The following is a 25,837-nucleotide window of genomic DNA, read 5'->3' as shown; positions in this document are numbered from 1 at the left end:
CCCCCGATTTCACTTGCCCTTCGAGAGTGTTTTTAGGATACTTCCTATAGGGTATCTTAAAATTCTATGTCCAACCAAACCGATCAAAACGCCTATTCAGCCTCAAAAATCAAGATCCTAGAGGGTCTAGAGGCGGTCCGGAAACGTCCCGGAATGTATATCGGAACCCAAGATGAGTCGGGCCTCCATAAGATGGTTTATGAGGTCGTGGACAACTCCGTGGACGAAGCAATGGCTGGCCATTGTACTGAAATTGATGTTCGCATTTTACCAGAAAATATCATAGAAGTCCGAGACAACGGACGAGGAATTCCTACTGGCATTCACCCTGACAAAGGTAAGTCAACCATTGAAGTTGTACTGACCATCCTTCATGCTGGTGGTAAGTTTGAAAATGATGCGTATAAGGTATCAGGTGGATTACATGGGGTGGGGGTGTCTGTCGTAAACGCACTTTCTACGTATTTGGAAGTGGAAGTTCACCAAGAAGGAAAACTCCATTACCAAAAATACCAAGCAGGTGTACCGATTGAAGATGTTAAAATCATCGGCGAAACAAAACACCGCGGAACAGTCGTTCGCTTTAAACCAGATGATACCATTTTTACGACTGTTGATTTTTCCTTTGATACTCTTTCTGCTCGGTTTAGAGAAATTGCTTTTTTAAATAAAGGTCTTCTCATCCGCATCGAAGATCAAAGAAAAGAAGAAATAGCAAAACACGAATTTAAGTTTGATGGTGGAATTGTTTCCTTTGTCGAATACATCACTGAATCCAAACACCCACTACATAAAGTTTTACACTTTGTGGGAGAAAAAGAAAATGTTTGGGCTGAAATTGCGCTTCAATATTGTGATACCTATAGCGAAAATATTTTCTGTTTTACCAATGCCATTAACAACAATTTGGGTGGAACACACTTAGAAGGTTTTAGAACCGCACTTACAAGAACTCTTAACGACCATCTGAAGAAAGACCAAACCTTATTCAAAAAACAACCCAATGGTTTGCAAGGTGATGACATCAAAGAAGGAATTTGTGCAGTTATCTCCATTAAAATCCCACAACCTCAGTTCAATTCACAAACAAAAGAAAAGTTAGTGAATGCAGAAGTAAAGGGACTCATGCAAACCATCACAGGTGAAGGACTCAATCGATACTTTGAGGAAAATCCTGCGGTGATCAAAAAGATTCTGGAAAAATGTATCTTAGCCTCAAAAGCAAGAGAAGCCGCAAGGCGAGCAAGAGACCTCACTCGTCGTAAAACAGTGTTAGAAGGTGGTGGCCTTCCCGGGAAACTTGCTGATTGTTCCGAAAAGGATCCTGAACACTGCGAACTTTTCCTGGTGGAGGGGGACTCAGCGGGTGGATCAGCCAAACAAGGACGAGATCGAAATACACAAGCTATCCTTCCTCTGAAAGGTAAAATTCTAAACGTAGAAAAAGCACGTTTGGATAAAATTCTATCGAATGAAGAAATCCGTACACTAATCACTGTTATGGGAACAGGTATCGGTGATGATGAATTTAATGTAGAAAAATTACGTTACCGAAAAATCATTATCATGACAGATGCCGACGTGGATGGTTCCCATATTCGAACCTTACTTTTAACTTTTTTCTTCCGTTATATGAAACCAATCATCGAACAAGGATCTCTCTTTGTTGCCCAACCTCCTTTGTATCTGTTGAAGTTTGGTAAAGAAGCGGTGTATGTATATTCAGACCGTGAAAAAGATGAAATCTTAAAAGCCAGACCAAATGATAAAGTAGTCATCCAACGATACAAAGGACTTGGAGAGATGAACCCAGAACAACTTTGGGATACAACTATGGATCCAAAAGAACGCGTAATGTTACAAGTTAAGTTACAAGACTTTGTCGAAGCAGAAGATACCTTTAATATTCTGATGGGTGATGAAGTTTCGCCACGTCGTCGTTTTATAGAAGCTAACTCTTACAAAGTAGCAAATTTAGATCTTTAATCGGAATTAGGAAAATCAAATGACCGAACAAAACGGCCAAGAAAACGAATCAAACAAAACCTTAGCACTCAATTTATCCGGTAGACCAGACGTAGCCGGTGCCTTAAAAGCTGGTGTCAGGGTCATTCCGGTAGAAATCGAAGACCAAATGAAGGAAGCTTACCTTGATTATGCGATGAGTGTCATCGTAGGTCGAGCTTTACCGGATGTGCGTGATGGATTAAAACCAGTGCATAGACGTGTCCTCCATGCGATGAATGAAAGGGCATGGAGATCGGATAGACCTTATGTAAAATCTGCAAAAATAGTCGGGGAAGTAATTGGTAACTATCACCCTCACGGTGACTCCGCTGTCTATGAAACCATGGTTCGTATGGCGCAAACATTTTCCATGCGAGAAACACTCATTGATGGCCAAGGTAACTTTGGATCCGTCGATGGGGATAACGCTGCAGCCTATCGTTATACAGAAGCTCGACTCACTAAACTTGCTGAAGAATTACTCAAAGATATAGAAAAAAATACTGTTAGTTTTTCACCTAACTTTGATGATACAAGACAACAACCTGACGTATTACCAGCAAACTTTCCTAACATTTTGGTCAATGGTTCGACAGGGATTGCTGTGGGAATGGCAACCAACATCCCGCCACATAACCTTAAAGAAGCGGTAAATGCTGTGATAGCGATGATTCAAAATCCAGATATCACTTTGCCTGAGCTTATGAAAATACTTCCGGGTCCTGATTTTCCGACGGGTGGGATCATCATTGGTGGGGAAGGATTGTACCAAGCTTATGCTACTGGAAAAGGATCGATTCGAATCCGTTCCAAAGTGGAGATCATTGAAAATAACAAAGGTCGCGAAATCATCGTCATTCATGAGATTCCTTATCAGGTAAACAAGAAGAACCTTCTTGAAAAAATCGGAGATCTTGTGAATGAAAAACTAATCGAAGGGATTTCTGAAATATTAGATCTCTCTGATCGAAAAGGGATTCGTGTCGAAATTCATGTTAAAAAAGACGCAAATGCACAAGTAATCTTAAACCAATTATTTAAGTTAACACAACTCCAAGTGAGTTATGGAATCACGATGCTTGCGATTTTGGACAATCGTCCAAAAATTTTCTCTTTAAAAGAAATTCTTAAATCATATGCAGAACATAGGCGAGAAGTTGTTGTTAGACGAACTGAATTTGATTTAGACAAAGCACAAAAAAGAGCTCACATCTTAGAAGGACTCAGGATTGCCTTAGAAAATATCGATGAAGTGATCCGAATCATTCGGGCTTCGAAAGATGTAAGAGAAGCACAAAGTTCCCTCATGGCTACGTTTGCTTTATCTGAATTACAAGCCGATGCTATTTTGGAAATGCGTTTGCAACGTTTAACTTCACTCGAAGTCCAAAAGATCATTGATGAGTTGGAACAAGTGAGAATTCTGATTGCAGATCTTGAGGACATTTTGGCAAAACCAGAACGAGTCAAATCCATCATTTGTGATGAACTTGGCAAAGTATCTCAATCCTTTGGAAATACTCGATCAACAGAAATCAGTTTAGAATCCTTGGAATCTTCTACGTTCAATGCAGAAGATTTAATTGCAGATGAGGAAGTGGTTGTCCAACTTTCTGAAGATATGTTTATCAAACGCCTTCCAATGGATACATTCCGCCGGCAAAAACGAGGTGGGAAAGGAGTCCAAGGGATCTCCACTAAAAGGGAAGACTTTGTTAAGAAACTTAGCAGTGCAATGACCCATGATAACCTGATGTTATTTTCCAATAAGGGAAGGGCATTCTTACTCAAAGTTTATGAATTGCCGATTGGTTCGAAAGAAGCACGAGGAAAATCATTAAAGGCAGTCATCAACCTCAATGATGATGAAATGATTACATCCTTATTTACCTTCAGAAATTTTGATGATTCTTATCTTCTCATGGTCACCAAAGAAGGATTTGTTAAAAAAATCCAATTGGATGAATTTACAAATACGAAAAAATCAGGAATCATTGCAATTGGTTTACGTGATGGAGATGAGCTCATTGATGTCATTGCCAATCCAAATAACTACGATGTGTTCATTGGTAGTAAAAATGGACTCGCAATTCGAATGAATTTAAATGAACTGCGCTCCCAAGGAAGAACTGCTTCTGGAGTCACAGCTATGAAGTTGGAAGATGACGATGCCATTGCAGGAATTACAAAGGTAGAACCTAACACACATTTGTTCTGTATTTCTGAAAATGGATTTGGAAAACGAACTGACTTCGAAGAATTTTCTACCAAAGGTCGTGGTGGAAAAGGTATGACTTACCTCAAAATTGGGGAAAAAAATGGAAGGGCAGTTGGTATCTCTTCTGTGAAAGAAGAAGATGAATTACTTGTGATCACTCAATCGGGTATGGCAATCCGAGTTGAGGTGAAAACAATTTCAATGGTTGGTAGATCTGCCATGGGTGTGAAAGTTGTCAATACGAAGGATGAAGATTTTGTAAAAGACTTTGCCGTCGTTCGAGAAACAGATTCAGACCAAGCGGAATCGTAATTAGGAAATTGTAATATGATAAGGATTGGAAATGTAACTATCGATGGTGATGTCGCTTTATCACCAATGGCTGGCATTTCCGATAGCCCTTACCGACAAATCACAAGAAGATTTGGTTCTGCATTTTCCTATACAGAGTTTGTATCTACAGAACAAATTAAAATTGGAAATGTAAAGTCTTTGGATATGTTTCGGTACCAAGAATTCGAAAGACCAATCGTTTTCCAAATTTTTGGTTCTGATTTAGATACGGTTGTCAAAGCTTCGGAAATTGCAGCGGAACGTAAACCCGATATCATCGATTTGAACATGGGATGTTCTGTTGTGAAAGTATCACATAATGGATCTGGTGCTGGTCTTTTAAAAAATATTCGTTTGGCTGGTAATATGATCGAAGGGATTCGAAAAAGCACAGGTCTTCCCGTGACTGCCAAAATTCGATTGGGATGGGATTCCAATTCTTTAAATTATCTAGAAACTGTCAAAGTATTAGAGGAATCTGGAGTTTCCGCTATCTCTGTGCATGGAAGAACGAAGGCTATGGCATATACTGGTTCTGCAGATTGGAATGCAATTGGTGAAATCAAATCACGCGCTTCAGTTCCTATATATGGAAATGGTGATGTGAAAACATATGCGGAAGCGATCGAAAAAAAGAAACAATTTGGTGTTGATTTGGTTCTCATAGGCAGAAAGGCGATTGGTAATCCGTGGGTATTTGGTAAAATTCCAAAACAATTGGTTCCATGGATTGAGATTCAATCCGTAATCCTTGAACACTTAAATTTGATGTTGGACTTTTATCCATCAAATGATGATTATGCGCTCATTTTATTTAGAAAACATTTTATTAAATATATAGAAAACACAGGATTCCCAGAAGATACAAAAAGAGAACTGTTAACAGTTACTTCTGTGGATGAATTTAAAGATAGATTAGAATCCGTTCAAATGGATTTTAAATTTTTGGAAACAAGCGAAATCAAAAACGAGAATATAAACTGCGAAACGTTTGTAAGTCTTGTATAAGGAACCTGAAATGGCAGATTCAAAACAATCGATATTCTCCGATAGTTACAGTAAATATGGTGGAGCAAAACAAAAAAGAAAAGATGCTCGAGTGAAATTAGATGTTCCTTGCACCGTTGAGTTAGTCAAAACAAAGTCAGGTCCAGTGACGGGACATCTTTCTGATTTAGGAACAGGTGGACTTGCTTTTCAAACAACAGCAATCTTTTATGAAGGTGATCAGGTCAAAATCCAATTTTCTCTCAACCAAAACCCTTTAGAAATTTTAGGAACCGTTCACAGAACCGCAGGAAAAACAACATCAGTTATCTTTAAACCACTTGCAGCTTCCGAACACAAAGTTGTACAAGAGTTTATCCATAAACATTACTTTGATCCAAAAGTGAAAAAATAAAAGAGAAACGAATGTTACTCGCTCATCTATCAAGATTCATTTCTAAAAATTCAATTTTAATCAGGGCAAAAAAAAAGCCTCCTTTACGGGAGGCTTTTTCGTAACAAAGCGCTATTGTCAGATTACTGAGCAGCAGTTGCTTTTGCTTCGAGAGCTTTTTGTCCACCTGCATATCTGAGGTAACCAACACACTGACATTCTTCCCAAGTCTCAGGCTCACCTACGTTTGCGCAGATTCCTGTTTCATTGTTGAGTGAGCAGCAGTCATAAACTCCAACTCCTTTGATAATACCTTTTGATTCAGATACGATTACAGAACCAGTAGATTGACCATCGGACACACCAGAAGCTTGTTCTAAGTATTCACCTAAGATTTTTTTCAAACCATCACCAGCAACTTGTAAACGAGCTGCTTCACGGCAAGTGGATTGTTTCATCGCTACTGAATTAGCTTTGATTGCTTTGTCAGATGCACGTGCAGAAAATTTCATGTAAAGATAATCGAACTCTTTTTCTTTTCCTTTGCAGTACTCAGCAGGGCTTTGACCACGTTTTGCAGCCGCCGCGTCTGGGGCACAAGCCCAACCTTCAAAAATCCAACCATTTTTACCTACGGTCGTAGCGTCTCTTCTGCCTCCATCATTGGATCCGCAAGATACAACAAATGCGATTAGAGAGGCACATACGATAAGTGATTTCTTCATAAAGAATCTACTCCTTTTCCGAAGAATTTGATCTGATTCATAACACTTGTCAATCTTTTATCAAAGAAAACGAATCTCACTTGTAGGATAAAGATTTACATTTTCTCACAATAGACCAATTCTAATTTTATGTCTCGATTCCTATCTTTGCATGTTATTGCATCGTTGCTTATTTTTTTTGCGTTCTTCCCTAAAAATGTTTATGCGAAAGAAATTTCTATCCTGCCTGCTTATATTTCGGGAGAAGTACCACCTGTTCTCGGGTCAAAACGAGAGGCTGGTTTTGAATTGTCCCGTCTTTCGCGACATTATCTAAAACGAAATTTTTTTACTGAAATCACAGACCCAAAACTAATCGAAAATTATCTAAATGAAACCGAATGGAATGAAGAGGCAGATTTAAAAGATCAGGATTTTAATTCCTATTGTAACGAATGGGATTCTCATTTTGTTGTCCAGGATCAGATTGACTTTGGAAATCCAATCTTAGTAAAAACTGTCATTTTTAATTGTAAAAATTTATCAAAACAAATCATTCAATCTAAGTTAATTTCTAATTTTGTTATGGCATACGAAAAACATAATGAAAAAAGTTTTCGATTTCTACCTCCCCGTTATTATGAGAAAAAAAGTAAAAATCCAATCTATTACGAAATCAATTTATTCATCGATGTCCATTCTTCTTATGCCTACTATAAAAAAGATATAGTGAAAAGTTTGAACTCGATGTATGACCAAGATGGTTTGTACTTGGGAGTAACATTAGTCAAAAAAGATAAAACTCTTACAATTCCTCCAACGAAAGAACATGCTGAAATTAAAAAAATTATGGAAGATGCTGGGTGGCAAGGATCAAACCAATCTGAATCTGTTTTAGGAGCTTTACAAAGTTTAAAAGGTAAGTTTTCAACAGGCAAAAAAGAATCGAGAAAATTGTTCCTTTTACTTTCCTCGAGTGTGAAAGACAAATCTGGTTCCATCATTATGGCGCTTAATGATCTCCGTCATATGGAAATCGAACCAATTATATTAATTCCAAATCATTCAGATCTTTCAACCATTCGAGAATTACAAAGAATAGGGAAAGCGAGTAATTCCAGAGTTGTTGGTATTACAGATTATCAAAGGATTGGAACCCAAGATGGATACGAATACATATACTTAAACCAATTTAATGTATATTCATCGCAAGAAGAGTTACAGTTTCCATTCCAATGGAATCAAAACAATATCAAAAAATACGATGCTTCCCTTGTAAGAGCGGCTGTGGATGTTGTCTCACCGTATAATCTTTATATGGCTTATGAAAAAATCAGCGAAAAACGCGTTTTGGAAAAGGAAGAAATCAAAACTGATTTAGAATTTATTTTAAGGACGGAATCTAATTCTGAGTTACTAGAAAAAGATAGATTCCAAACGGTACTTGTAGAATCAAAAGGAGAAGCCATTTGGATCCAACTTCCTTATGATATACAAGTATCCAAAGGTAAAGAATATCTAATCCAAACTACTTTTGTATTGGATCCTTTATCCACTTGGGGGATTAAAAATGTCCCAGCTGAAACAAACTTATTAAAAACAAATTATTCTTATCCAAAAACATTGATGGTCAAACCTTCACAGGCAAAAAAGTTTTTAGATGTAAATAAAATAAGAGAGTTCAATGGATATTTGCAAGGAACAGTGAGTGTCATTAAGAAAAAGTAAGGTCCATTTAGAGTGGATAACGAAAGGTTCTGACATTGAAAAAATCAAAAAACAATGGTTAGAAATTTCTAACTCTACCTTACCTATATTAATCGTTGGGGACAGAGGAATCGGTAAATCTTTTTGGATCGAAAGAAGTTTAGAAAAAAGAAATATTACTGATTCTTCAATGACTACATTTGATTTTTCCTATTCGTTTTCCTTTGATCAAAACCTGGAAAAAATAAGATCATCGAAACAGAATGTAACTGTGATTTTAGATTGGTTTACAAAAGCTAAAAAAGAAGAAATCGTTATGTTACAACAATGGTGGAAGGATGAAAAATATAACGAAAAATCAAAAGTATATTTGTATTGGGAGATTCATACGGAAGAAATGGAAATCCTAAATCAAAAAAATATTTATTCTGATTTTTATGAACAGTTTAAATCATTCCGTTTTGAATTGCCCAATTTAAAAAAAAGAATTTCGGAATTGCCATTATTTGTTTATGAGTTTTTGTCTGAAGCCAATCAAAGTCTAAATAAAAAAATATCGTCTATGGATGAAGATTTTTTTGTCTTTTTCAAAAACAAAATCTTTAACCGAAATTATACGGAATTAAAGGATCTCATCTTTGCTTTGGTTGGGTTTTCTTCAGGAAAACAACTCCATTGGAAACAAATTCCACCTCACTTTTTCGAAAATACATTGTCTGAATTGAATATCTTACCTGGCATAAGTCTAGAGCAGTATGAAAAGGAAATCATAAAGGCAAACTTAATTTATACGAAAGGGAATCGAGAGAAGGCAGCTAAACTTTTGGGAATTTCTGAGCGTAATTTGTATCGAAAATTACATGAATTTCAATTAGAAGATTTATCTTGAAGTAGGGAAAACAAATGTATGATTTTTTGAATGAAGTAGTTTTTGCCCTCTTCATCTCTTAAACCTGATTTAAATTTTATATTCATCTCAATCACAATATCATAGAATTGATCCAATAATTTATCTGTGAAATTTGCAGAATCAGTGACCAATTGACGCCTAACAAAATTTTTTCGTGCCTCTGAAAAACTAGCAGTTTTTAAAAGTTCATCCATAATCGGTATTGGGACTTCACCATTATGCCTTGATCGAATTACTTTAATTTTTCGGATTTCATCCAACTTATATGTAAGCCTTGTTAAAAAGTTTAAGATTTCAGAATTCTGATCACTGAATTTTGTAAACTCTTTAAAAAAATCTACCTTTCGTTTTTGGATTAAAGACTCAACGAGAACATTGGTATTTAATTCATTTTGACTGAATAAGACCGTGTTCACATCATCGAGTGTAAATTTTGAACGATGTAAATACTGTTTTAATTTTTTTACACTTTTGATATAAGCGCCAACGTTTGCGGGAATCCTATGGATAAATTCTTCACTTGCGTTTTGCTCAAAATGAACTTGTTCTTGGTCACAAACTTCTTTGAATATTTTTGGATAATCATTTGGGTATAAGATTTTTGTTTTAAAAAAACTCAAAGTACCTTGGAACAAATCGATTAAACTTTTAGGTACATCCTTTCCGTCATAATGGATAAGAGCGTAAATTTCATCAGACACCGAAGTGATATTTTTTCGAAAACCAGAAGCAAAGTCTTTCCATTCATTGGTAGCTTTGGCATCTAGTATTGGCTTAAATAGTGCAGTGGCATTTTTAATGATGATCAGTTTTCTTGGGTAAAACATATCGGGAGTAAAAAGTTCTGCAAATAATTTGGCTTGTTCTCCTGATTCCGATACAATCAAAATGACTTCAAAATCACCCAAAGTTTTTTGTAAGGTTTCCCTATAGTGTTCTACGATCAGTTCGAACTCGTATGAATCCTCGCCTGCATACGCAAAAAATTGAGGAATTTGAGCTCCGGGTGTCTTAAATAATTGGAAAAGGGAGTTATATTCTCTTGCTTGGGATTTTTTTGTTTCCATTTTCTTGAATCTGGTCTAATCTAACAACAGGACTGAGGCGATAATCATACTATGGAAATCTCAAGTAATGTGGCAAGAGTTTCAGGATTAGGAGAACCGTATATGTATGTTTCTCCTACCTACAATACGCAGGCAGTGGAACAAGTGGAAGCGATCCAATCTCGCTCCTACCAACCAAAATTCCCAAGTTCAGAAACCAAAAACCAAGCTCAGGAAATCCAATCCACTCCAGAGGCAAAAGCCAGTTACAAACCTGGAAATTTAGTCAACCTTTACGCTTAAACCCATCTTCCCACGAATGGATCCAAAGTCCGTGGTGAGCCAAAAAACTGCGGAATGGAAATCCTAAAACGTTGAGATAAGACCCTTTCCACATTTTTACGGGTCCATTTTTATCCTGAATTCCATAAGACCCAGCCTTATCAAACGGTTTGTACTCTTTAATATAGGTTTCAATTTCCGTTTCCTTCCAATCCTTAAATTGGATGAATGTCTCTTCGAAAAAAAAATCAGAACGGGAACCATGCTGAAGCACGGCACCTGAAAAAACAGAGTGTTCTTTTCCAGATAGGATTTTGAGAATTCGAAACGCATCGAGTTCATCCTCGGGTTTATGAAGAATCTCATTTTCATAGACAACAATTGTATCACATGCCAAATAAAGATTGTTTGGTTCAAATTGGGTTCCCAATTTTGAGTGAACCATTCGTTCTAAATATTGAAGTGGTCCTTCGTTTTCATATTGAGATTCGTCTATGTGTTCGGGTTGGATTAGGAATAAAAAACCCAAATCAGACAGGATTTGTTTTCTTCTGGGGGATGCTGATTTTAAAATAAACAATTTCTTGCTATTCCTTAAGGGATACTGTTTACTGAGTCCATGGTGAGTCCAAGATTTTTTACACTTCTGATAGGGGCATTCGTTTTAGTGATTAGTTGTAAGCGGGGTTATTCAGAAGACATTCAAGATTGTAATCCCATCGCTGATTATTATGAAAAGGGAACCCATTATATCCGAAGGGATTTAGTAAAAGATGATAATACTCTAGACTACAAAAAATTATTGGAAGATACAAAGCCACAAGCAAGCGATTGTTATCCATCCAACCATGAGGTAAAATGAGTTTATTTGATGTAAAAGGCAAAACAATATTAATTACAGGTGCAAGTCGAGGTATCGGTAAATCGTTAGCACTTGGGTTTCGTGATGCTGGCGCCATCGTTTATGGTGCTGGTTCCAAACCTGAATCAATCCATTGGATGGAAAAGGAAGGGATCCATGGTGTTGTCTTAGATGTGAGAAGCGAAGGATCTGCCTATGATGTCATTGGGCAAATAAAAGCCAAACATGGTCGATTAGATACCTTAATCAATAATGCAGGAATCGCAACAAATACACCTGCATCCGGATTTAAAGAAGAGGAACTACAAAACATAGTCCAAACTAACTACGTTGGTGTTTTCAGAAATTGCCAAGCATACTATAAACATCATAAAAAAGAAGGTGGAAATATCATCAATGTTGCCTCTGTTCTGGGAATGGTAGGGAGTAAACTAGCTTCAGTTTATTCAGGAACAAAAGGAGCAGTTATCACATTGTCAAAAGCTCTTGCAATTGAGTGGTGTAATAATGGATACAGAGTGAATGTGATTTGCCCTGGACTCATCGATACTGATATGACAGATATGATTAAGGATAAAGAATTTGTCATGAAACAGGTATTAGCTGGTATACCAATGGGTAGACTTGGGAAACCAGAAGATATTTTGGGAGCGGCTATTTATTTAGCTTCTGACTCTTCATCCTATATGACAGGTCAATGTATCGTGCTTGATGGGGGATTAACTGCACAATAGCAGAATTAATCATGATCATTTATCTCCATCCTGATAATCCTGAAGTTCGAAAACTGAAACAAATTTCAGAAAGGTTGAAGGATGGAGCAATATATATTTTTCCAACAGATACTGTATATGCGATCATTGCAGATGCACATTCTAAAACAGCAGTTGAAAAAATCTATTCGATCAAAAAATTACCGAAGGACAAACCCCTTTCCCTATTATGCAAAGATATTTCAATGGCGTCTCATTTTATCGAATATTTACCAAACTCTGCATATCGATTTATGAAACGTGTAACTCCTGGGCCATTTACATTTGTATTAAAGGCCAATAAAAACTTACCAAAACCTTCCATTGCCCATCACAAAGATAAACAAATTGGGATTCGAATTCCAGACCATATTTATTTACAAGAGTTATTAAAGATCCATGAGTCACCACTTACTTCCACTTCAGCATTTAGTAATGATGAATTCATAATTGATATCGATGATTTAGATACAATTTATGGCAACCTAGTAGAAGGAATTGTAGATGGAGGAATTGTAAAAACAGAATTATCCACTATGATCCAAATTAATGATGATTCAATCGAGTTAATTCGGGCTGGTAAGGGATACGAACAAATAGAAAACGAAATTCAAAATTTAGAATGAAGTGATTCCTAATCCAGGAATTTTCCGAATATGTGATTCAAAATCATACATTCTTTTCTCGAGATGTTTTGGTAATTTTGATGGAAGTTCAGAATTTCTGTATTTTTTTATCGGGATGATTCGATAGTCACGTGGATTAACCCAAACAGGTTCACTTTCAACATTGAGTATTCTTTTTAATTTTTGATCTCCAATTTCCAATGTGAAAGAGAGGATAATTCCACCATCCGTATATTGTCTGTTTTGTGCTGAAATAAAATTTCCTAAAGAATAGGCAATCAGTTTATCTTCATTCGTATTTGAATCTTGATAAAAATCTATTTTTTGTACAACATGTGGATGTCCACCAATGATAATATCAGCGCCAGCATCAATACCTATATTAACCCATTTAAGTTGAGAATTGTTAGGATTTTCGTCATATTCGTTGCCATAATGATACCATAAGATAATAAAATGAACTCCTTGTTCCTTTGCGAATTTTACATCATTACGAATTTGATCTTCATTTAGTATTCTAACGATACGTCCATCACGGACAGGAATACCATTTGTAGAATATGTATAATTGTAGATTGCAATTTTTATTCCATTTACATCTTGGATTAAATCTTTTCGTTTTTGGAAATCTTCAAGAGAAACATAAGAACCGATAGGAATCATATTAAATTCAGTTACTTTTTGGATGGTGGTGTCGATTCCGTAAGAACCTTTATCTGCTGAGTGGTTGTTTGCAGTTGATAAAATATCAAAACCAGCTTTTTCTAAACCATTCAAATATCCAATAGGACTTCCAAATCTAGGATAACCTGAATACTCATTTGATTTTTCAGTAATGGTAGTTTCTAGATTTCCTAATGTAAGATTTGCGTTTTGTAAAGATTCTGCAACATATTCGAAACTTTTAAAGGAATCGTAGGTTTTTGTTTTAAGATCAAGATACGATGTAATTTGAGACGAATGGCACATTAGATCACCAACAAATTTAATTCTAACTTGCCGAATGGGTGTAAAATCTGGAAAAGTGTAGCAAGAAAGGAAAGAAACTGTGAATAAAAGTGTGAAAGAAAAAATTTTTATCTTATTTGCCATTGGAATTTATTTTATACTAACAAGTTGCAAATGGGAACAGGACTATAAACGAGCAGCTTTTGTTTCCATGCAACCAGATACAGATCTGATTCTTGCACCTTATCCGTTTAATATATTTGATAGGGAAGCAAGGGATGCAATCACTCTTTCACATTATTCAAAAGAAGAAATCAAAAATATCTTAGTAGAACATGATCTATCCTGGGAACAACTTAATTCTGATTGGAATCTTGAAACCGAAGATGAACATTTTTCGAAGGAAGTGAATTACACTTCTCATTATACACAATACGCATATGATACTGAAATACCAATTTGGATTTATGGACCAAAATGGTTTGAAAATGGTGTGTATTCAGATGAAATTTTCCAACAACACATTCCATCCATATATGCCAAAATTTTAAACTATCAATTTATCAATCAGATACCATTACATGCACTCAATAAGATTTTCAAACATACAGATGAAAAACCAGAAATCATTGTTACAATAGTTGTAGATCAAGGTGGTAGACAACTTTATAAAGCACACAATGGTGCGTATCCATTTTTAGAATCATTGAGTTCTAATTCAACTTACTTCAAAAAGGGAAAAGTCATTCATTTAGAATCCCATACGGCTGTCGGACATATGGCTATTGGTACAGGATCATTTCCAAAGGATGCTAAAATTTTCTCAAATGAAATCTATACTTATGTTGAAGGTAAAGTAAATCATCGACCAGTTTACCAAGGTATGAATCAAAACTTTGATTTAAGTGAATTACAATCTGCAAGTTTTTCAGATGAGTGGGATTTGTCTCAAAATAATCTTCCAGTTATCATTAGCCAATGTTATGCGAATCGAGCTGCTGTGGGAATGGCTGGGCATGGAAAAGAATACAAACAAATTGAAAGTTCGAAACAAACGAACACTCCAGATGCTGATTATGTATATTGGCAAGATGCGATAAAATTGGCTTGGTCAACTCATTCCAACGCATTCCAACTTCCTGTGGCATCTCAAAAATATAATTTATATTCTTTTTATTTAGCAAATAAATCGACTATCAATACCCATTTTGAAGCAAAAAACCCAATTGAATTACTTTCTAAAATTCACCACTTCCAGGCATCTGAATTCCAAGTAAAAATGGATGGTGCTCTATTTCGAGATACAATTGAGGAAACGATTTTAATACCAAACAAACACACTGATGGAATTACGGATTTAGCATATTTAACATTAAAAGCAACGGATGCTGTGGGACATTTGTATGGGTGGGAAACTCAAGAAGCTAAACAGGTTTTAAAAGCAACGGATGAGGAAATTAAAACCATATTTGAATTTTTGCAAAAACATTATGGTGATAAGTTTGTATTGTTAATTACTGCTGACCACGGTGCAGCGCCTATGCCAGAGATATCCAATGGACTTTTTTTAACCCATGAAACATTCTTTGCTAAAGTGAATGAACTTCTTCCTGAAACAGAAAGGAATAAAGTTTCGCTTGTTAATTGGGTCACGCATTCGCAATTATCTTTGAATCAAAATCTAATGAAACAATACAATATTACGGAAGATATGATCATTGATAAAATTTTATCAATCAGGGTGAAGGACAGGAAATTCTTTAGGAAAATTTGGAAACGAAATGAAATACCGAATGTTTCCTTTTAGGCTCCATTCGGTATCATGATTATTTTTTCTTTACAGATGGTTCATCTTTTTTGAAATCTTTAAGTTTTAAAAATACTTTAATTTCTTCAAAATCAATTCGATCCAAACTGACTGTTACAGGATCCCCGATAAAAAAGATTTTTGAATACTTTTTAGAATAGAAGGAAAAATCATTTTTGATGACTACTTCAAACTCGTCAGTAAATTCCGATTTATCGAGAACTCCTTCAAGATTTGAAATATCAAGTTCTACAAAAATTTGAGAAGGTCTTATTCCAACAATAAAACCCTTAAATTCCTTAATCCCAGTTGATTCCAAATACCGAAATGATTTGATTTTTACAATGTCTCGTTCTGCATCGGCAGCTCGTCTCTCTTCCTCAGAACAGTGTAGACCCATAACAGCAATTTCATTATCAGTATATTCTTTATCACCTTCGAGTAATGTTGCATGTAAAACTCGATGAACAATTAAATCAGGATATCGTCTGATCGGAGATGTGAAATGGCAGTAGTCTTTAAAACCTAACCCCCAATGTCCAAGTGGGTCTGCACCATAATACGCCTGCATAAAACTTCGAAGGAGTAGGTAATTGAATATTTTTCCAACTGAATTATCTTGGATTTCTTTCACTGCCTTCATGATTTCAGCATAACTTGTATCATGGATTTGTACATTGTAACCATTGAGTTGGAGAAAATGATTCAAAGTTTCTAACTTTTCTTCATCCATTGGTTCATGGATACGATGTAGAGTTGGTATTTTCTTTTTTCTTAAAAATTCATCCACTTTTAAGTTTGCGGATAACATGAGTTCTTCGATAAGAATATGACTTGTGAGTCGTTCTCTATTCTCAATTCCAATAGGTTCTTTTCTTTCATTCCAAGTGATAGTTGTTTCTCGAAGATTAAGATCAATTCTTCCAGTTTTCATCCGTTGTTTACGGAGTGCATCAGTGAATAGGGAAACTTGGTACATCCAATTATTTGGATCTTGGGCTTTGATTTCCTCTTCCGCCATCTCATAGGTGTAACGTTGTTTTACTTTGATGATCGACTTATAAAATTTTGCGTTATAAATTTCACCAGTTTTACTTGCTTCCATCTCGACCGTGAACGCCAAACGATTGGTATTAGCAACGAGACTACAAAGATCTTCTGATAGTATTGGTGGTAACATTGGAACCACTCGGTTAGCTAAATAAACCGAGGTGGCTCTCTCATATGCTTCCTTATCTAAAGCGGAACCTTTTTCCACATAATAGGAAACATCGGCAATATGGATCCAAACTCGTAATCTATTTCCTTCATCGACAAAACTGATAGCATCATCAAAATCCTTTGCTGTGATTCCATCTATAGTGACAGCATATAAATCACGAAGGTCAGTTCGACTATTCCAATCGGAGACTGTTTTTTCTGATACTTCTTCAGGAAAATCCAAAGGAATAAAATCTGGATGAACTGGATCATAATTATATTTCATTAAGATCCTTTGTAAGTCGGAATCTTCCTTTGTATCAGATTCAAACCGTATAAAACTTACATCATAAAGATTATCTTGAGGCTCCGCACCTTCCTTTAACTTCACAATCAATACATCATTGATATTGATTGCATCAAAACTGTCTTTCAAAATGGATTTAACATGAAGGACTCCCTCTTTACCTTCACCTAACATATCCAAGAAATTTCCAAACACAAATTTGTTTGTTTTTTCTTTTACCTTCATTCTATAGAGGATACGGCCTCTTTTTAGAACTTTGGTTACTTCTGCTTCTAAACGATCTTTTTTACCAACTCCGAGAGGGATTACTTCTACTTTGTCACCCGTGATCGCTGTGTTTGTGAGTGGCCCAGGGACAAAAATTTCATTTTTGGAGGGTAAGGAAATAAAACCATCACCCCGTCTTGAAATTGAAATTCGACCTGTGAGTCGAAAGGGATTTGCAACAGTGAAATACTTTTTATTTGGGATGAGTAAACCCTCTTCCTCTAGAAGGTTACAAAGTTGGTCGATGAGAAATTCGATTTCTTTTCTTGGAACTTTTTCTTTACGTTTAAAAGATTTTACTTTTTTTGAACTTGGGTCGGGTCGTTTGAATTCACTCGATTCAGTGAATCTTTTTTTGATCTCTTGTCTTGTGATATCTTTACCAGCTTTTTGGTCTAGGTATTCGATGATTTTTCTTTGTATTTTATAGGTATCCATAAATTCATTTTTGATCTACATACGTCCCACGGATGTAATTGGGAAAGAGTGTTAAATAAGTATAATCGTTTAGTTTGGATTGTTTCATTTGTTCGAAACTATACTGCAGTATAGACGATAAATTCAGATTTGTCGCTTCAATTTTTATAGCATCTTTTGGATAAAAACTAGGCAATATTCCCGTATAGTACCATTTGTTAGGCGTTATTTCCTCACTTTCTAACCAAAAATTAATTTCCTCAGGACTTTGGTCTTTTGTTTCAGTATGATTATTCCCATCAAAATACTTTGTATAATATTTCCCTTGTTTTCCATCTAAACAAATGAGTGATTTTTGGTCTGGGTTTTGAATTGGTTCCTGAATTTCAATTTGAGTATTGTTTCCTGCTATTCCAATTAGATATAAATGAGCTGTATCAAATCCCATCACAGGAATTTCCCATAATTGCGCTAAATCTCTTGCTGTTGTAACCGTAATGCGTATTCCAGTAAAGGATCCGGGACCATTGGGAACAAAAATGATATCAGGTTTTTTGATTTCGGATAGAATCAGTACCTTTTGGATCATTTCTACCAAACGATAGGAAGCCTCTTTTGGTGAAGATTCAATGATTTGTGCATCGATTTTAATTTTGGAAAAATCATCTATAGATCCAACTGAAACATGAATCCAATCTTGTGTTGTATCAAAATACAATAGATTCATGTAACATCCTCAACCGACCATTCAATGGAGTAAGTACGATTCTCAAAGTTTTCAGATGTAATGGTAATATAAATTCGATTTTCCTTTGGGAGTATGGGTTCGGCCTTCTGCCACCATTCAATGGCTGTTAAATCTTCTTTTCCCCAAATTTCTTCAAATCCTAAATTCTCTAATTCGTCGATAGAATGGATCCTGTATAAATCAAAATGTACCAAACGCATCTTATGCGAATCATAAACATTATAGAGGGAAAATGTAGGAGAATTGATTGAACTATTTGTCCCATAACGCGAAAACCATTCTCGAATGAAAGTCGTTTTTCCCGCACCCATTTCGCCCGAAAATAGTAAGATTGGTTTTTTTCCTTGGATCAGAAAAGAATCGATGATGGTGTCCAAAGTAGAAAAAACAGGTTGTAACTCAGTTTCCCTCAATGAGAGAAAATTCGCTTTCATTGTTTAAAAAATTTCTCCACATCGAAGGAATCAAATTGATAGGCTGTTCGACAAAATTCGCATGTAATTTCGATTTTTCCCATCTCATCGATGATAGAATTTGCTTCTTGTTCCCCTAGAGAGGCGATGATATCAGCAACTTTATGCCTTGAACAGTCACATAAAAATTCAGGTGCTTCTTTACTGAGAACTTCCAATGAGGAACCAATTTCTTTTTCCAAGGTTTCCAACATTGAATCAATTCCAAGATTCCAAAACGCTTCCTTTGTGATGAGTGAATCAATTTTGTTTCGTAAAAAAACAAAACTTTCTTCTGTGGCATCTGGTAAGGCCTCAAAGAAAATACCTTTTGAAGAAAAATCATTCCCAGGAAAATCAAATGGAACCACATCCATTCCCACAATGGCTCGGATTTGTTCTGACTCCGTGAGGTATTTGATAAAATTTGCTTCGAATGTATCCTCAATTAGATTTGTATAAGACTGGTATGTATCCGATTCATAATCCCAACGGATTACTTTCATGATCCCCTGGCCTAAGATAAATTCATTTCGAATATCCCCTTCCTCATGGGTTGTCGAATAAGCTACAGATTTCATTTTTCCATATCGATCGCTATAAGCTAATGCTTGTTTATTGGATTCATCTTTCCATTGAATACTGACTTTCTGTTGGTTCTTCGTCATTTCTGCGAGGAATAGGGCTCCCATCATGGTTTTGGATAAAAAAACAGACATTTCTTTGTTAAGAGAATGTAGGAACATAGGTTCCTTAGCAGTTTCGGTTAGATTTACAATGGTAAATCGGTAATGATGAGTATTGGAGATTCCTAAAATAACTTGGTCAGACATTATTTGATTGAAAGGGGTGTTTTCTGATTCAGTCTGTGTCACAAGATAGATTCTGCAATCGCAAAAAGGAAAAATATGATCTTTGGAGCCTGTTATTACCCAGAACAATGGAACCCTAAGGACTGGGATGAAGACCTTAAAATCATGAAAGAAATGGGTCTTTCTTCGGTTCGCCTTGCAGAATTTGCTTGGGGAATCATGGAACCCAAAGAAGGGAAATTTGATTTTTCCTTGTTTGATGCAGTTTTAGAAAGAGTACAAAGTCATGGAATGACTGCTATATTGGGCACACCTACGGCAACATTTCCTCCGTGGTTATACCAAAAATTTCCAGAAATTGCCCAAGTTTCAAAAGATGGAATCATCCGTGGGATTGGAACAAGACGCCAAGCTTGTTTTTCATCTCCTGCTTATAAAAAAGCGACAGAACGAATTGTCACAGCAATGGCCAAACATTTTGGAAACCATCCTGCAGTGGTCGGCTGGCAAATTGATAATGAACCTGGCCACGAAGGATCAGATGTTGACTATTCCAAACTTGCAGAAAAAAATTTCAGAATTTGGTTAAAACAAAAATATAAAACTCTGGACTCGCTTAACAAACGTTGGGGGAATATTTTCTGGGGAGTGATTTACTCAGATTGGAACCAAATCCCCCTCCCTGGAGCACATGTAGCGAGTAATTTTAATCCTGCGATGATCCAAGATTATTACCGTTTCCAATCGGATGAATTGGTATCCTATATCCATTTCCAAGCAGAGATCCTTAAAAAGTACAGCAAAGGAAAACCACTCACTACCAATTTATACCCATCACCTTTTTTACCAGTAACTGACATGTACGAAATGTTCAAAAAACTAGACTATGTGTCCTGGGATAATTATCCAGTTTGGGGGAACCAACAAGAACCATACCCTCACCCATTAGTAACAGCCACCCAACAATATTCGCGAGGACTTAAAAACAAAGCTTATACAGTGATGGAACAATTCTCTGGTGTTCAGGGCCATGATACATTAGGTTATCTACCACCACCTGGACAAATTGGTCTTTGGTTAACCCAGGCAATTGTCAATGGTGCCAATCAGATTTATTTTTTTCGTTACCGCACTGCACGTTTTGGGCAAGAACAATTATGTTATGGAATTTTAGATCATGGTAAAAGGAAAACTTCAAAATACTATGAACTCAAACAAACCATAGAAGATATCAAAGAATTTGCAGAAGATGTAGCTGATTCACCTTATCCAGCAACGGTTGCGATCCTACACGATATTGAAAATTCTAGAAATTATAAACACCAACCTTTAAGTGATGGCCTGCGTTTTGCGCCAGTTCCTTTTGCGCAAGTGGGATATGATATTGAACTTGCCACATGGTTTGCTGGAACGAATGTATTAAATGTAAATGCACATTCATTACCTATTCATGCTGATATGGATTGGTCAAATTACAAAGTCCTCACACTTCCTCTTTATACAATGTTCGACCCTAAGATTGTTGAGAAATTAAAGTCTTATGTGAATCAAGGTGGAACGTTGGTTTTAGGGTATCGATCGGGAATTAAGGACAAAGACCACTGGATGGTAGAAGAACCTGTTCCTGGTGTGTTTGGTGAGATGGCTGGTGTGGAAGTGTTTCAATTTGAAGCCCCTGCTACAGCAAAAGTAGGAATACGAATGGGATTTTGGCCTTTAAAGGGAAACAAATTTTGTGAGATCTTAGAACCCAAAACGGCAAAAGTTTTAGCGCGTTATCGTGATAAAAAGAAATTCTATTCAGGAAAACCAGCGATCACAGTGAATCAATACGGAAAAGGAAAGGTCTATTATGTAGGAACTTCCTTAACTCCTGAAAGTTTTGTCCTACTCTATCGTCGGATTTTAAAAGAAGCAGGAGTTCGATTTAGTTTACTTGGATCGACTATTGAAAGGCATACCCGAGAGGGAAAACGATTTAATTATGAAATCACAATGAACCATTCCAATCAGTATAAATTGGCTGGTTTATCAATCTTAAAACCATTTGGATATAAAATCAAAAAAATTGAAAAATAGAATCTTATTTGAAAACAAAAAATGAAAGTACAAGATTATAGATCCATCAATCGAATGTTGGGAGATGTTTCAGGAAAAAATAAAACCGGGGATGTATTTGTTGATAATTTACATTCACCATACATTCAATTTTCTGATCGTTTTACAATCCATGGTACATCAATCACTGAACCAGAGTTTGGTGATATAAAAGATTTTGTTCAAACTGTTATTAAATTTTTACCAGAAGCAGTCGAAGGAACAAGTTTATTACCTGAACCAAGACCAAAACGTGAAACAGGTAAATTGTTTTTTGTTAGACCAATGATGTTTGGTTCTTACCAGTTTTTATATGTATTTTCTGTTGATATGTTGTATCTGGGTGGAGCCAAATCAGAAGAAATCAAACGAGCTGGATCTCAAAATATGACTCCCACGATTGTAACAGATCGATTGTATTTTCAGGTAAAGGTGATACCGATTAAAACACTCAAGGAAGAGGGAGAAAACGTTCTTGATTTTGAGGCGAAACGATTCCAGGGAGGAGAGTTTCGTGTTGAATCGGAAAGGGATGAAAACAAACCAATCCGAAAATTTTCTGAAATTTTTGATGAGATCGATTTTTCTGATACCGAATCAAAAATCAGAGAAGAGTTAGGTATCACAACAGACATTTGGAAATTAGGGAGGATTTATAGCCCTATTGGTATTGATTACCTTTCTCTTTCATTACGTTTTCTAAATCCAAGTCTTCCAAAAACAATTTACCAATTTAAGAAATTTTATCAAATCTTAGAAAATACAAACCAAACCATTCCAGAAGAAACATTAAAATCTTTTCATGAATATCTTTCTTCCTTCGAAGTTGAAAGAACCGTTTCTAAGTCTGGGAATATTTTATGGAAAGTGAATCAAAAATTAGCCGATAATGGATAAGTAATTACTATGGGTATCTCTTCACCAACGATCAATTTCCCTGTCGATGAGACAATCAAACGCATCGAGTATGTTAAAGCCAATGCCATGGGAATCATCCATGAAGCAAAAAAAATCCAAAGAGAAGTTTCTGCTATTAGATCAGATACGGATGCAGAGGAAAAAGAAAGAATTGATGCCGCAGATGGAAAGTTAGGTGATATTCTAATTCGTTTTTTGCAAAAATCCTTTCCAAAAGATGGAATTGTTTGTGAAGACAAACCACCAATTGATGGCGGTGAGTTTAAGTGGGTTTTAGATCCTGTCGATGGTTCCATGAATTTTGTGAGAGGCCTTCCTCTTTATGCTATTTCTTTTGGTTTGGAACATCGTGACACGCCCGTCGGTGGAGTGGTGATTGTCCCTCCCCAAGAATCTGTCTATTCAGCTGTGATGGGAGAAGGTGCTTTTAAAAATGGTGAACCAATTGTCACATCTCGTGTTTCGGAACTCAATCGTGCTATTTTTTCTCCCAACCTTCCTACCAAAAGAGCCCATATGATCCAAGAGATTATGGCAGATTTGTCTGGGTTTTTGACCTATGCTCGGTCCTTTCGCCGGACCGGTTCCTTTGTTTTGGATGTATGTTTCATTGCAGAAGGTGTTATGGATGCCATTTGGGAAAAAACGGTGAAACATTGGGACGTTTCTGCCATCTCCGTCATTTTATCAGAAGCAGGTGGGAAATTAACTGACTTAAATGGAGTTCATTACTATACAGGACTTCCTGAGTTAGTAGCATCCAACGGGGTATTACACTCAGAAATTTTAAATTTATTGAAGACAGTTCGTTCTACCGTCAGTCGAAATTGATAGAGAGAATGATTAGAATCATTCTACTTTTTTAGTTTACGATTTGCTTTTGTGAATGAGACTAGAGACAAAATACAAATACACTTAGATCCATCAGGAGACCACCATGGAACATAAACTCCCAGAACTTCCTTATGCAAAGGATGCACTCGCTCCCCATATTTCTGCAGAAACTTTAGAGTTTCATTATGGAAAACACCACCAAACTTACATTACCAACTTAAACAATCTCATCAAAGGGACTGAATTTGAAAGTGCAAGTTTAGAAGACATCGTGAAAAAATCCACAGGTGGTATTTTTAACAATGCTGCACAAGTTTGGAACCACACTTTTTACTGGCATTCCTTGTCTCCAAGTGGTGGAGGAGCTCCAAAAGGGGCAGTGGCAGACCTCATTACAAAATCCTTTGGATCTTTTGATGCATTCAAGGAAAAGTTCACACAGTCAGCAGTGACAAATTTTGGATCAGGTTGGACATGGCTTGTGAAAAAAGGCGATGGTCTCGAAATCGTGAATACAAGCAATGCTGGTAGCCCATTAAAAGATGGTCTCCAAGCACTACTTACTATCGATGTTTGGGAACATGCATACTACATTGATTTCCGAAATGCTCGACCAAAATATGTAGAAGCATTCTGGAATTTAGTGAATTGGGATTTCGCAAACAAAAATCTATAATTTCAGGATTCTCATCCAATGTCAGAAAAGGCAGGTTCCGGAATCCGGCACCTGCCTTTTTTATTTCTAAAATTGATTCAAAATGAATCTTGGTAACAAACATTGAGTACACTATGAGCCAATCACTTCCTAAAATCTCCATCCCCAAAAAACCCAATTACACTTCTTTAAGTTTATCAGAAGGGATCGAGTTTTGGGAACTCTTTCGAGAGATTGAAGAGAAATATGAAAATTGTTTTCTTTTGGAATCGGCTGGCGATAACCAATACGACTCAAGGTATTCCGTCATTGGATTTGACCCTTCTCATTTGATCAAAGGTGAACCTGGTGTCCTCGAAATTGATGGGAAAGCATATCAAGTTGAGAATCCTTATTTTGCGCTCCGAAACATTACAGATTATAATTCACTAAGCATCAGTTATGCTGGGGGACTAGTTGGATACTTGGGTTACCAAAGTATGCAGTTTTTTGAACCCAAGTTACACTTAAAGCCACATCCTGATTTTCCTGCCATGATATTTGGGATGTATCTAGATGGTCTAATATATGATAAATTTACAGGTGAACTCATCTATTTTGATAACGGGAACAATCGCATTGACCTTGTTAAGTCAATCCTTGGTTCATTAGAAAAACCAAGTACCAAAAAACCGAATGCAAAAGTTACAATTTTAAATGATGGTCTTTCCAAAGATGTACACAAACAAATGGTAGAAGAAGCGTTAGAGGAAGTGAAAGCAGGGAATACATTCCAATGCCAAATTGGTTTTGAAGAAACATATTCAGTAGAAGGTAATCCTCTGGCCATTTACGAAACCCTTCGCGAGATCAATCCTTCACCTCATATGTATTATGTGAAATTTGGTAAACGAGTGATTCTTGGTGCAAGTCCAGAATTATTATTTCGATTGAGACAAGGGGAGATGGAATCTTTCCCTCTTGCTGGCACCACTAAACGTGGAAAGGATGCAAAGGAAGATACAATCCTTGCACGAAAACTTTTAATGGATCCAAAAGAAATCGCAGAACATAATATGTTGATCGATCTCCATCGAAATGATATTGGTCGTGTTGCAAAATTTGGAACAGTAAAGGTAAGGAGAAGATTTGATATCAAACGTTTCTCTCATGTACAACATATTTCAAGTGAAGTGGTAGGTATTTTATCTTCAAAAGAAGATATGTTCTCTGGTCTTGCATCATCGTTTCCAGCTGGGACCTTATCAGGTGCTCCCAAAATAGAATCCATGAAAATCATTGAACGAATCGAAAAATCACCGCGTGGACCTTATGGTGGAGCAGTGGGAAGTTTTGGGTTTAACGGTGATTGTACATTTGCCATTCCAATCAGAAGTTTTTTTGTTCATAATGGAAAAGGGTTTGTGCGTGCTTCTGGTGGCATTGTTTACGATTCCAATCCAGAAGATGAATACCAAGAAATCATGAATAAAATGGCATCTGTTCGTAAGGCATTAGAATTACACAAAGATACAATCCCTTCTGAAACAAAAGGAAATGGGTAGGGA

Annotated in this window: 24 protein-coding genes; 16 read left to right on the top strand and 8 right to left on the bottom strand. The window is 36.3% G+C overall.

The window, feature by feature from the left end; translation table 11 throughout:
* Positions 1-66 precede the first annotated feature (66 nt).
* From gyrB to CH354_RS05100, 4 genes are read left to right on the top strand one after another with little or no spacing between them, the layout of a single operon-like run.
* Positions 67-1,986, top strand: a complete 1,920-nt coding sequence (gyrB, locus tag CH354_RS05115; protein WP_100725610.1) for a DNA topoisomerase (ATP-hydrolyzing) subunit B — start codon at positions 67-69, stop codon at positions 1,984-1,986.
* A 19-nt stretch (positions 1,987-2,005) separates the two neighbouring features.
* On the top strand, positions 2,006-4,537 hold the full coding sequence (gyrA, locus tag CH354_RS05110) for a DNA gyrase subunit A (protein ID WP_100725609.1): 2,532 nt from the start codon (positions 2,006-2,008) through the stop codon (positions 4,535-4,537).
* A gap of 15 nt (positions 4,538-4,552) precedes the next feature.
* Complete coding sequence (locus CH354_RS05105) at positions 4,553-5,566, top strand: tRNA dihydrouridine synthase (protein WP_100725608.1); 1,014 nt, start codon at positions 4,553-4,555, stop codon at positions 5,564-5,566.
* A gap of 10 nt (positions 5,567-5,576) precedes the next feature.
* The gene (locus CH354_RS05100) at positions 5,577-5,960 is read left to right on the top strand and encodes a PilZ domain-containing protein (RefSeq protein ID WP_100716261.1); all 384 of its coding nucleotides are present in this window, start codon (positions 5,577-5,579) and stop codon (positions 5,958-5,960) included.
* A 122-nt stretch (positions 5,961-6,082) separates the two neighbouring features.
* Here CH354_RS05100 and CH354_RS05095 read toward each other — a convergent pair whose 3' ends face one another.
* Positions 6,083-6,664, bottom strand: a complete 582-nt coding sequence (locus CH354_RS05095) for a lipoprotein LipL21 (protein WP_100716127.1) — start codon at positions 6,662-6,664, stop codon at positions 6,083-6,085.
* A gap of 129 nt (positions 6,665-6,793) precedes the next feature.
* On the opposite strand from CH354_RS05095, the gene CH354_RS05090 reads away from it, so the two are divergent.
* The gene (locus CH354_RS05090) at positions 6,794-8,371 is read left to right on the top strand and encodes an LIC10012 family protein (protein ID WP_100725607.1); all 1,578 of its coding nucleotides are present in this window, start codon (positions 6,794-6,796) and stop codon (positions 8,369-8,371) included.
* Positions 8,352-9,239, top strand: coding sequence for a helix-turn-helix domain-containing protein (locus CH354_RS05085; RefSeq protein ID WP_100716129.1), 888 nt, complete (start codon positions 8,352-8,354; stop codon positions 9,237-9,239). The genes CH354_RS05090 and CH354_RS05085 overlap by 20 nt, the downstream gene beginning before the upstream one ends.
* Here the strand turns inward: CH354_RS05085 and holA are convergent.
* On the bottom strand, positions 9,218-10,327 hold the full coding sequence (gene holA / locus CH354_RS05080; protein ID WP_100725606.1) for a DNA polymerase III subunit delta: 1,110 nt from the start codon (positions 10,325-10,327) through the stop codon (positions 9,218-9,220). The two genes, CH354_RS05085 and holA, sit on opposite strands and share 22 nt — an antisense overlap.
* Before the next feature lie 51 nt (positions 10,328-10,378).
* Here holA and CH354_RS05075 point away from each other — a divergent pair, with 51 nt between their 5' ends.
* Entirely contained in the window at positions 10,379-10,609 is a 231-nt protein-coding gene (locus CH354_RS05075) for a hypothetical protein (RefSeq protein WP_100725605.1), read from the top strand.
* Here CH354_RS05075 and CH354_RS05070 read toward each other — a convergent pair.
* Positions 10,593-11,168, bottom strand: coding sequence for a Maf family protein (locus tag CH354_RS05070; protein ID WP_100725604.1), 576 nt, complete (start codon positions 11,166-11,168; stop codon positions 10,593-10,595). The genes CH354_RS05075 and CH354_RS05070 overlap by 17 nt on opposite strands.
* A gap of 39 nt (positions 11,169-11,207) precedes the next feature.
* Here CH354_RS05070 and CH354_RS05065 point away from each other — a divergent pair, with 39 nt between their 5' ends.
* Genes CH354_RS05065 through CH354_RS05055 form a run of 3 tightly spaced genes read left to right on the top strand, consistent with a single transcriptional unit; the run spans position 11,208 to position 12,828 of the window.
* Positions 11,208-11,450, top strand: coding sequence for a hypothetical protein (locus CH354_RS05065; RefSeq protein ID WP_100716133.1), 243 nt, complete (start codon positions 11,208-11,210; stop codon positions 11,448-11,450).
* On the top strand, positions 11,447-12,184 hold the full coding sequence (locus CH354_RS05060) for an SDR family NAD(P)-dependent oxidoreductase (protein ID WP_100725603.1): 738 nt from the start codon (positions 11,447-11,449) through the stop codon (positions 12,182-12,184). Before CH354_RS05065 ends, CH354_RS05060 begins: the two co-directional genes overlap by 4 nt.
* 11 nt (positions 12,185-12,195) lie before the next feature.
* Complete coding sequence (locus CH354_RS05055; protein WP_100716135.1) at positions 12,196-12,828, top strand: L-threonylcarbamoyladenylate synthase; 633 nt, start codon at positions 12,196-12,198, stop codon at positions 12,826-12,828.
* On the opposite strand, the gene CH354_RS05050 is transcribed toward CH354_RS05055, so the two are convergent.
* A complete protein-coding gene (locus CH354_RS05050; RefSeq protein WP_100725602.1) occupies positions 12,820-13,920 on the bottom strand; it encodes a CapA family protein in 1,101 nt (366 codons plus the stop codon). The genes CH354_RS05055 and CH354_RS05050 overlap by 9 nt on opposite strands.
* Here CH354_RS05050 and CH354_RS05045 point away from each other — a divergent pair.
* Complete coding sequence (locus CH354_RS05045) at positions 13,877-15,583, top strand: alkaline phosphatase family protein (RefSeq protein WP_100725601.1); 1,707 nt, start codon at positions 13,877-13,879, stop codon at positions 15,581-15,583. The two genes, CH354_RS05050 and CH354_RS05045, sit on opposite strands and share 44 nt — an antisense overlap.
* A gap of 19 nt (positions 15,584-15,602) precedes the next feature.
* Here the strand turns inward: CH354_RS05045 and CH354_RS05040 are convergent, their stop codons facing one another.
* The 4 genes from CH354_RS05040 to hslO are packed head-to-tail and all read right to left on the bottom strand — an operon-like array spanning position 15,603 to position 19,807.
* On the bottom strand, positions 15,603-17,795 hold the full coding sequence (locus CH354_RS05040) for a ribonuclease R family protein (protein WP_100725600.1): 2,193 nt from the start codon (positions 17,793-17,795) through the stop codon (positions 15,603-15,605).
* A 4-nt stretch (positions 17,796-17,799) separates the two neighbouring features.
* Complete coding sequence (gene tsaB, locus CH354_RS05035) at positions 17,800-18,501, bottom strand: tRNA (adenosine(37)-N6)-threonylcarbamoyltransferase complex dimerization subunit type 1 TsaB (RefSeq protein ID WP_100725599.1); 702 nt, start codon at positions 18,499-18,501, stop codon at positions 17,800-17,802.
* Positions 18,498-18,956 carry a tRNA (adenosine(37)-N6)-threonylcarbamoyltransferase complex ATPase subunit type 1 TsaE gene (gene tsaE, locus CH354_RS05030; protein WP_100716140.1) on the bottom strand — a complete coding sequence of 153 codons (459 nt, stop codon included), beginning with the start codon at positions 18,954-18,956 and terminating at the stop codon, positions 18,498-18,500. Before tsaE ends, tsaB begins: the two co-directional genes overlap by 4 nt.
* On the bottom strand, positions 18,953-19,807 hold the full coding sequence (hslO, locus tag CH354_RS05025; RefSeq protein ID WP_100716141.1) for an Hsp33 family molecular chaperone HslO: 855 nt from the start codon (positions 19,805-19,807) through the stop codon (positions 18,953-18,955). Before hslO ends, tsaE begins: the two co-directional genes overlap by 4 nt.
* A 75-nt stretch (positions 19,808-19,882) precedes the next feature.
* On the opposite strand from hslO, the gene CH354_RS05020 reads away from it, so the two are divergent.
* From CH354_RS05020 to CH354_RS05000, 5 genes are all read left to right on the top strand, one after another.
* Positions 19,883-21,865 (top strand): beta-galactosidase, encoded by a 1,983-nt coding sequence (locus CH354_RS05020; protein WP_100716142.1) that lies wholly within the window; start codon positions 19,883-19,885, stop codon positions 21,863-21,865.
* Positions 21,866-21,886: 21 nt separating this feature from the next.
* Entirely contained in the window at positions 21,887-22,780 is an 894-nt protein-coding gene (locus CH354_RS05015) for an LIC_10030 family protein (RefSeq protein WP_100716143.1), read from the top strand.
* A 9-nt stretch (positions 22,781-22,789) separates the two neighbouring features.
* The gene (locus tag CH354_RS05010) at positions 22,790-23,632 is read left to right on the top strand and encodes an inositol monophosphatase family protein (RefSeq protein ID WP_100716144.1); all 843 of its coding nucleotides are present in this window, start codon (positions 22,790-22,792) and stop codon (positions 23,630-23,632) included.
* A 106-nt stretch (positions 23,633-23,738) separates the two neighbouring features.
* The gene (locus CH354_RS05005) at positions 23,739-24,311 is read left to right on the top strand and encodes a superoxide dismutase (protein ID WP_100716145.1); all 573 of its coding nucleotides are present in this window, start codon (positions 23,739-23,741) and stop codon (positions 24,309-24,311) included.
* 113 nt (positions 24,312-24,424) lie between these two features.
* Positions 24,425-25,834: an anthranilate synthase component I family protein gene (locus tag CH354_RS05000; RefSeq protein ID WP_100725598.1), complete on the top strand. Its 1,410-nt coding sequence runs from the start codon at positions 24,425-24,427 to the stop codon at positions 25,832-25,834.
* Positions 25,835-25,837 lie beyond the last annotated feature (3 nt).

This window comes from Leptospira levettii (assembly GCF_002812085.1).
Lineage (GTDB): Bacteria > Spirochaetota > Leptospiria > Leptospirales > Leptospiraceae > Leptospira_A > Leptospira_A levettii.
Note: the sequence above shows the minus strand (reverse complement) of the source record. Positions and strands in the feature narration are given on the sequence as shown.